This window comes from Arthrobacter sp. GMC3, assembly GCF_002929305.1.
GTDB lineage: Bacteria > Actinomycetota > Actinomycetes > Actinomycetales > Micrococcaceae > Specibacter.
The window spans coordinates 40,782-47,293 of record NZ_PJIO01000022.1; the positions used below are offsets into that span (position 1 = coordinate 40,782).

The window sequence follows — 6,512 nt, forward strand, 5'->3', positions numbered from 1 at the left end:
TGCCTCCGAGGCGATCACTGTTGTGTGGCAGTCCATTCTGCAACGCGCTGGGCACTTTCGGCTTCAGAAATGTCCTGGACACGTGTCATGACCGTCCAACGTATACCGAACGGGTCCCGGATACTGGCAAAGCGGTCCCCCGAAACGAAGTTGGCCACCGGTTCCCTGATGCTGGCCCCGGCCTGCTCCGCACGGGCAACAACCATGTCCACATCGGGGGAATACAGCGCAAGGGAAAAGCAGTCGTCGTCACCAGCAGGGGGCGCAACCAGGTGGTAGTTGGGGTTCGGTTCTCCCAGTTGCAGCCTGCCCTGGCCAAAATCGAGCTCGGCGTGGACCACCACGCCGTCGAACTCGGAGACGCTCACTGTACGGGCCCCAAAAACTTCCTCATAGAAACCGATAGCCTCCCGGGCGCCGGGGACAGTGAGGAACGGTGTCAGTGATGTGAAGCCATGGGGGACGCCGTGAGTGGTGAAGGAACCGTGGGCTGCGGTGGTGGTCTCGTCGCTATTATTTTCAGTCATGTGTCAGAGCCTATCGAGCCGTTGACAAGGACGCTTGTAGATTCGCGACAGCTTCAAAAGCGTAGAGTAATTCCGTGTCCAGCCCCTTCAAAGGAATCCTTTACCCCACTATGCTTCCGCGCTTTCATCGCGTCCCTGCACCGGTGTCCGTCAGGGATTTGGTCCAGTGGTTTTGGATCCCCGAGTGGGACATTGAGCCGGGGCGCACCTCGCGCCAACAACTCATCGCCTTCCCCACCTCCAACCTGGTAGTCCAGCATGACAACGTGGAACTGGCCGGACCGACAACGCGGGTGTCGTTTCAGGATCTAACCGGACAAGGGTGGGCCGTTGGGGCTCTGCTGCGCCCCGCCGCAGTTCACGCCTTCACCGCCGATCCGGGCAGCCTGCGCGATAAGGGGATCTTCCTTGCCCAGCCGGAACTGCAGAAAGGCATTGTCTCTGCCATGGGCGGCGAGATTACCGCAAGGAGTCGTACCGAGGCGGTGGCGGTCTTTACTGACTGGCTGCTCAACTACATCCCCGCCATCTCTGCGGAGGCCCTGTTAGCCAATTCCCTGATGGAGATCATCGGCGCGGATCCAAAAATACTACTCATCGAGGACGCCGCAATGGAACTGTCGGTGTCCCCTCGCACCCTGCAACGGCTGGCCAAAAAGTACATCGGGCTCAGCCCGTCTGCCATGATCCGGCGACGGCGTCTCCAAGAGGCTGCCGACCGTGCCCGAACCGATCCCGGGGCTGACCTGGCCCGGATAGCGGCCGAGCTTGGCTATGCAGACCAGGCCCACCTGGCCCACGACTTTCAAAAATTCCTCGGTTTCACAGCCAGTACCTACCGGCGTACGACGGAGCAACAACAGCACTGAACCGGCCGACGTCGGCCCCTCTCAGCTTTCGTTCACATTTGCGTGACACCGTTGTAGGGATGGTATTACTCCAAGATCGAGGCAAGGCCCCGACGACGCCCCGGCCGCACCCGTGTCTGAATTTCATTGTTGTCGCAGGATCCCTGGCCCTGACTTTTGTCTTACTGGCACATTCGTGGTTCCCCGACGTCGCCGGATTCGGCCTCATTGTGGACTCCGGCCTCATCTGGCTTGGGGCGTTGATTCCCGTGCTGGGTGTCCTGGCAATCGCGGCCCGCCGCAAGCACCTGGCCGTGGCGGTCTTGGTACCTGCCGTCATCTGGTCCCTGCTCTTTGTCCCGGGGTTGCTGCCCTTGGCCTGGTCCGCTCCCCCGGGATCGGCGAATTCGCTCACAGTCGTCAGTCAAAACCTGAAGGCCCAATCGGGAACAGCAGCGCAATCGGCAAAGAGCCTGGCCGCCACCGGTGCGCAGGTGGTTGCCCTGCAGGAGATCGACGGCGCCGCCCAGGGGCCCGTCACCGCAGAACTTCAACAGCACTACGGCTACTCCTACCGCATTGGAACGGTGGGGCTGTGGAGCAGTTACCCGATTCTCAATGCCCAGCCACAGGGTCTTGGATTGGGCTGGAACCGGGCGTTGTCGGCGGATCTGGATACTCCGGGCGGCTTGGTGCGCATCTATGTGATCCACGCAGCGTCGGCGCGGCCCTCCGACCATGCCGAAAGGGACACCATGCTCGCCAACCTCTCGGACACCATCGCCGCAGATCCCAGCAAGAGGATCATCGCCGTCGGCGATTTCAACGCCGCCTCAACGGACCGGCACTTTTCAGCGCTCACCAATCTACTCAGCGAACCGGCACAGGATCAGGGTTTGGCAGGGTTTACCTGGCCGGCAACACCGTTCCCCGTGACCCGCCTGGACCACATCCTTCAACGGGGATTGAGCGCCACTTCCAATTCGGTGTTGACCTCCGGTGCCAGCGACCATCTGGCGATTCGCACCAGCTTCAACCTGTAAATGTGGCTGTCGCTGACGGTACAGTAGGCATCACATACGGCCTAGGAGAACACCATGATCATGCACGACGCCGGTTCCCCGACCGCACCCCTCGTCACCACAGGCGCCGGCACGGTCCGCGGCGTCGAGCGGGACGGCATTGATAGGTTCCTCGACATCCCCTACGCCGCACCGCCGGTTGGGTCGTTGCGCTTCGCACTCCCGGCATCCTCCCCTTCGTGGGACGGCGAGCGCGATGCCACAGTTGCTGGCCCCACGGCGCCACAGAACCCCTACAGCGGCGCCTTGGCCCGCGTCCTCCCCACCGTCACTATTGCCGGCGATGACTTTCTGAACCTCAATATCTGCACCCCGGCTTCCCGGGGCGCGGAGCTACTTCCGGTCATGGTTTGGTTTCATGGCGGTTCCTTGCAGCATGGCTCCAACGCTTTGGAAGGCTACGACGGCGGCGCATTTGCCCGCGACGGCGTCGTGTTTGTGGCTCCCAACTACAGGCTGGGCGCCGAGGGGTTCTCTGTCCTGGAGGGCGCTCCGCTCAACCTGGGTCTGGCCGACCAAATGGCGGCCCTGCGCTGGGTTCAGGCGGAAATCGCCGCGTTTGGTGGAGATCCCCGGCAGGTCACGGTGTTTGGGCAGTCTGCGGGTGGGAACACCACGGCCGCACTGCTTGCCCACCCGGAGGCACCCTCACTCTTTAGCCGCGCCATCATCCAAAGCGGCCCGCTGGCGGCCCTGCCTCCGGAAAAGGCGGGACGGATTACCGCCCTGATAGCCAAGGACCTAGGTATCCCCGCCACCCGGACTGCCTTCATGAACGTTTCTCCCGATGACTTGCTTGCGGCCCAGGCCCGCGTCACGGCCGGATCCACCCCCATCACAGGTGGCGCAGGCTATTCGCTGTCGATCGACCCGTCTCTGATTCCTACCAACCCCCAGGATGCACTGGAAAGTGGTGCGGGGTCCGGGATTCCCCTCATGATAGGAACCACCACTGATGAGGCGAGGCTCTGGCTGGTTCCCACCGGGTTAGTCATGAAGCTCAAATGGCTGCACCTGGCTGTGGCACGACGCAAGGTGGGGATCTCCGCAGCCGCCGTGAAACTGTTCAAACGCAATTATCCCGATGCTGTCACCGGGGAGATACTGGGGGCCTTGGCTACCGACAAGCTGCTGCGTGTACCCATGAACCAGGTGGCCGATGCACGGCTTGCCCATGCTTCCGGCACCCACGTGTATGAGTTTGCCTGGCCCAGCCCAGTGGAATATCTACGCGCAGCGCACGCAGTAGAGCTTGGGTTTGTCTTTGACAACGTCAATTCACCGGACTCGGTGGGGCTGGCCGGGACGGGGGCACCGCAGGAACTTGCTAGCTGCATGCATAGGGCTTGGGTGGACTTTGCCGTCACCGGAGACCCGGGCTGGTCCTCATGGACTGCCGCGCGTCCTGTAAAGACGTTCGACGGCGGCACCAACCCAGTGGTCCTGGCGCCCCGCGATGATGAAAGGGCGGCGCTGACACCGTAGTTCCGGACCTTGCCGTGCCTGGGCCTGGGAGCCTCATGGTCGCATACTGGTATTTTTGTCCGACGCTTCTTGGCTAGAGTTAGTGGCTCCATTCCTTTACCGGTACTCAGCGTCCACTAATGTGCCACGAAGGATTTCTTTCCCATGCAAAACCTGTTCCGACTTCGTCCATTCATTTTGCTGGCCGTTATATCCGGCCTACTGATCCCGATGACCTATCAAATGATTCCCGGCGCCTCGGAGGACCTGAAGGCCTTCGAGGCACTCAGATCGGGTGCGGGTGTGGAGGCCACGGCAAAGGCCGTGGCTGTCGTGGAAGACGAACGGACCACCGGCGGGAAACATCGCAGCACCCAAACCTGGTATTGCCCCGTCTATAAATTTCCGGGTGCCCAGGGTGAAACAAAAGAGCTGACTCAGCGCATCAAATGCTCCGAGGACAAGGTGAGCGCCAGTTTCTTCCCGGAGGTTCCTGTCATTTATGCCGCCGACCACAGCTACTTCGGTTCGTTCTGGAATTCCGAGGAATCACACAAGGAACTCAGCCAGACTTCTGGAAACTACGTTCTGTGGCTCTACGGCAGCATAATCGCTTTTGCACTCTCACTGGCGGCAATTGTTTGGATCATTGCCATCCGGATCAGACACAGGCAGCCCGCCACCGTCGTCACTCACGCACCTACAAAACTGCCCTGACACGGAAAGCAGGCTGACGTATACGCTGGCACCATGAGAACGGTATTTGACGAGAACTACTGGAACGAGCGGTACGGCCAGCACGGCAATATCTGGAGCGGAAACCCCAACCCCCAGTTGCTCACTGAGACCACCAATTTGCCACCCGGAACTGCACTGGATGTGGGCTGCGGTGAAGGTGCCGACACCGTATGGCTGGCCGGGCTGGGGTGGCAAGTGACAGGGGTGGACATTTCCACTGTTGCCTTGGACCGGGCCGCCGCACATGCTTCGGGACTGGAACTGCCCGGTTCCATAGCATGGGAACACCACAATCTTTTGGAGTGGGCTCCCCGGTCTGCAGCTTTTGACTTGGTGTCTGCTCAGTTCATGCACCTACCCAAGACCGACCGGGATCCCCTGTTCGCCCGTCTTGCCGACGCCGTTGCACCAGGCGGAACGCTGTTGCTGGTGGGTCACTCGCCACACGACGTTGAAGCTGGAGTCCATCGGGATTTCGGTGCTGACTTGTTTTACACGGCACAGCAATTGGCGGAAGTCCTGGATGCGTCATCGTGGGAGATAGCGGTGGCTGAGGCCCGTCCCAGGACGTCCGCCGGACACGACGGTCAGACCATCACCATCCACGACGAGGTTCTAAGGGCAGTGCGACGGGCCTAGCAACGGCTGATTCTCAGCATCGTCTATTCGCTCTGTTGCGTGGTTGGCTGGGTGAGGTCCCTGGTAGGGGTGGGGCTGTGGAGGCGTATTGGTGGCCCGTGGGCGTGGTGATTCTGGTGCTGGTAGTGCCGGCATTGCTGGTGGTGCTGGTGGTGCCAGCAGTGTGTATGGGGCGGGGCTCCACGGCGGTTGTCGTCCAGCCGGGTGTTTCTTTGGCTTGGTTGCAGGCCGTGCAGAGTCCCTGTCCGTTGCTGATGCTGGTGGACCCACCGGCGGAGTAGGCCTTGATGTGGTCGTACTGGCGAATCGGGGCATCACACCACGGCGTACGGCAGCGTTGGTCCTGGATGCGTAGGAATTCCTTCATACCCTCCGGGAACAGGCGAGCCCTCGAATCCATGGCCAGCAGCGCGTTCGTGTCCGGGTGCGTGAAAAGCCGTTTGAGCCAAATACGCGGCGCCGTGCGCATGCCCTTATCGCCATGACCAGCGCCACCGCCCACGCCACCGAAATTGTCGCTGCTACTTCCACTGTCATCTTCACCGTGGCTGCCACTACTTCCATTTTGGCTGCCACCGTTGGCTGTGGTGGGGCCGTCGTCTTTACCGCAGCCCGGATGGTTCCCGGGAGTGTTGCCGAGGATCCAGTTCCGGGCGGTCGATGCCGGGATCGGGTCGTAACCAACCAGCAGGGCAGGGTCGTTCGCCCCCTCAAAGAGGGCCCGATCCGTCATGACCAGCTCCAGGATAATGTCCGGCTCATCCACGCTGGTACATATCCCCGCCCCCGCACTGCCCTGATCTGAGCCGCCGAAACGCCATGCCCCGACGGTTTCACCACTGGTCCTTGCCCGATCATGAGCTGCTGTGATCTCGCTGGCCGTACCCGCGCCCCTGTCGGGATTCGTGCCGGCAGTGATCCCACTACTTCCGGGTTCCGTGGCGGCCGCACTCCCACTGCTTGTAGGGTTCGACTCGTTGGAGCAGGGGGTGTGGTGGGTGAGGCGGTGGATGAGGGTGTCGGCCATGAGTTGCCCCTTGCCCCGGTCATCCCCTGACGATTTGGCACTGTCGGCGACCTTGGTCAGGGTAGCAAGGACACGCACACCCTGCCGTAGCGGCAACAGCGCGGTGAGTAGAGCTTGTCAAGATTTCTGTGTAAGTGGTTCATTGTCTCTTTAGTTCATGTATCTGTTGATCCGGTCCGGGTAGGCC

General features: G+C 61.4%; 7 protein-coding genes. 5 read left to right on the forward strand and 2 right to left on the reverse strand.

What is annotated here, in order from left to right:
- Positions 1-14 precede the first annotated feature (14 nt).
- Positions 15-527, reverse strand: coding sequence for a glyoxalase/bleomycin resistance/extradiol dioxygenase family protein (locus CXQ94_RS20440; protein ID WP_104092438.1), 513 nt, complete (start codon positions 525-527; stop codon positions 15-17).
- Positions 528-601: 74 nt separating this feature from the next.
- Here CXQ94_RS20440 and CXQ94_RS20445 point away from each other — a divergent pair, with 74 nt between their 5' ends.
- From CXQ94_RS20445 to CXQ94_RS20465, 5 genes are all read left to right on the forward strand, one after another.
- Entirely contained in the window at positions 602-1,396 is a 795-nt protein-coding gene (locus tag CXQ94_RS20445) for a helix-turn-helix domain-containing protein (RefSeq protein ID WP_104092439.1), read from the forward strand.
- A 59-nt stretch (positions 1,397-1,455) separates the two neighbouring features.
- Complete coding sequence (locus CXQ94_RS20450; RefSeq protein ID WP_104092440.1) at positions 1,456-2,418, forward strand: endonuclease/exonuclease/phosphatase family protein; 963 nt, start codon at positions 1,456-1,458, stop codon at positions 2,416-2,418.
- A 54-nt stretch (positions 2,419-2,472) separates the two neighbouring features.
- Entirely contained in the window at positions 2,473-3,942 is a 1,470-nt protein-coding gene (locus CXQ94_RS20455) for a carboxylesterase/lipase family protein (protein WP_258067280.1), read from the forward strand.
- Positions 3,943-4,086: 144 nt separating this feature from the next.
- Positions 4,087-4,638, forward strand: coding sequence for a hypothetical protein (locus CXQ94_RS20460; RefSeq protein ID WP_104092441.1), 552 nt, complete (start codon positions 4,087-4,089; stop codon positions 4,636-4,638).
- Positions 4,639-4,671: 33 nt separating this feature from the next.
- Positions 4,672-5,298, forward strand: a complete 627-nt coding sequence (locus CXQ94_RS20465; RefSeq protein ID WP_104092442.1) for a bifunctional 2-polyprenyl-6-hydroxyphenol methylase/3-demethylubiquinol 3-O-methyltransferase UbiG — start codon at positions 4,672-4,674, stop codon at positions 5,296-5,298.
- A gap of 13 nt (positions 5,299-5,311) precedes the next feature.
- Here the strand turns inward: CXQ94_RS20465 and CXQ94_RS20470 are convergent, their stop codons facing one another.
- A complete protein-coding gene (locus tag CXQ94_RS20470; RefSeq protein WP_104092449.1) occupies positions 5,312-6,325 on the reverse strand; it encodes an HNH endonuclease in 1,014 nt (337 codons plus the stop codon).
- Positions 6,326-6,512: the final 187 nt, after the last annotated feature.

Bases quoted from the DNA above. Each gene is read 5' to 3' on its own strand.
- CXQ94_RS20450 (WP_104092440.1), top strand. From the start codon at position 1,456: ATGGTATTACTCCAAGATCGAGGCAAGGCCCCGACGACGCCCCGGCCG.
- CXQ94_RS20465 (WP_104092442.1), top strand. From the start codon at position 4,672: ATGAGAACGGTATTTGACGAGAACTACTGGAACGAGCGGTACGGCCAG.
- CXQ94_RS20460 (WP_104092441.1), top strand. From the start codon at position 4,087: ATGCAAAACCTGTTCCGACTTCGTCCATTCATTTTGCTGGCCGTTATA.
- CXQ94_RS20470 (WP_104092449.1), bottom strand. From the start codon at position 6,325: ATGGCCGACACCCTCATCCACCGCCTCACCCACCACACCCCCTGCTCC.
- CXQ94_RS20440 (WP_104092438.1), bottom strand. From the start codon at position 527: ATGACTGAAAATAATAGCGACGAGACCACCACCGCAGCCCACGGTTCC.
- CXQ94_RS20455 (WP_258067280.1), top strand. From the start codon at position 2,473: ATGATCATGCACGACGCCGGTTCCCCGACCGCACCCCTCGTCACCACA.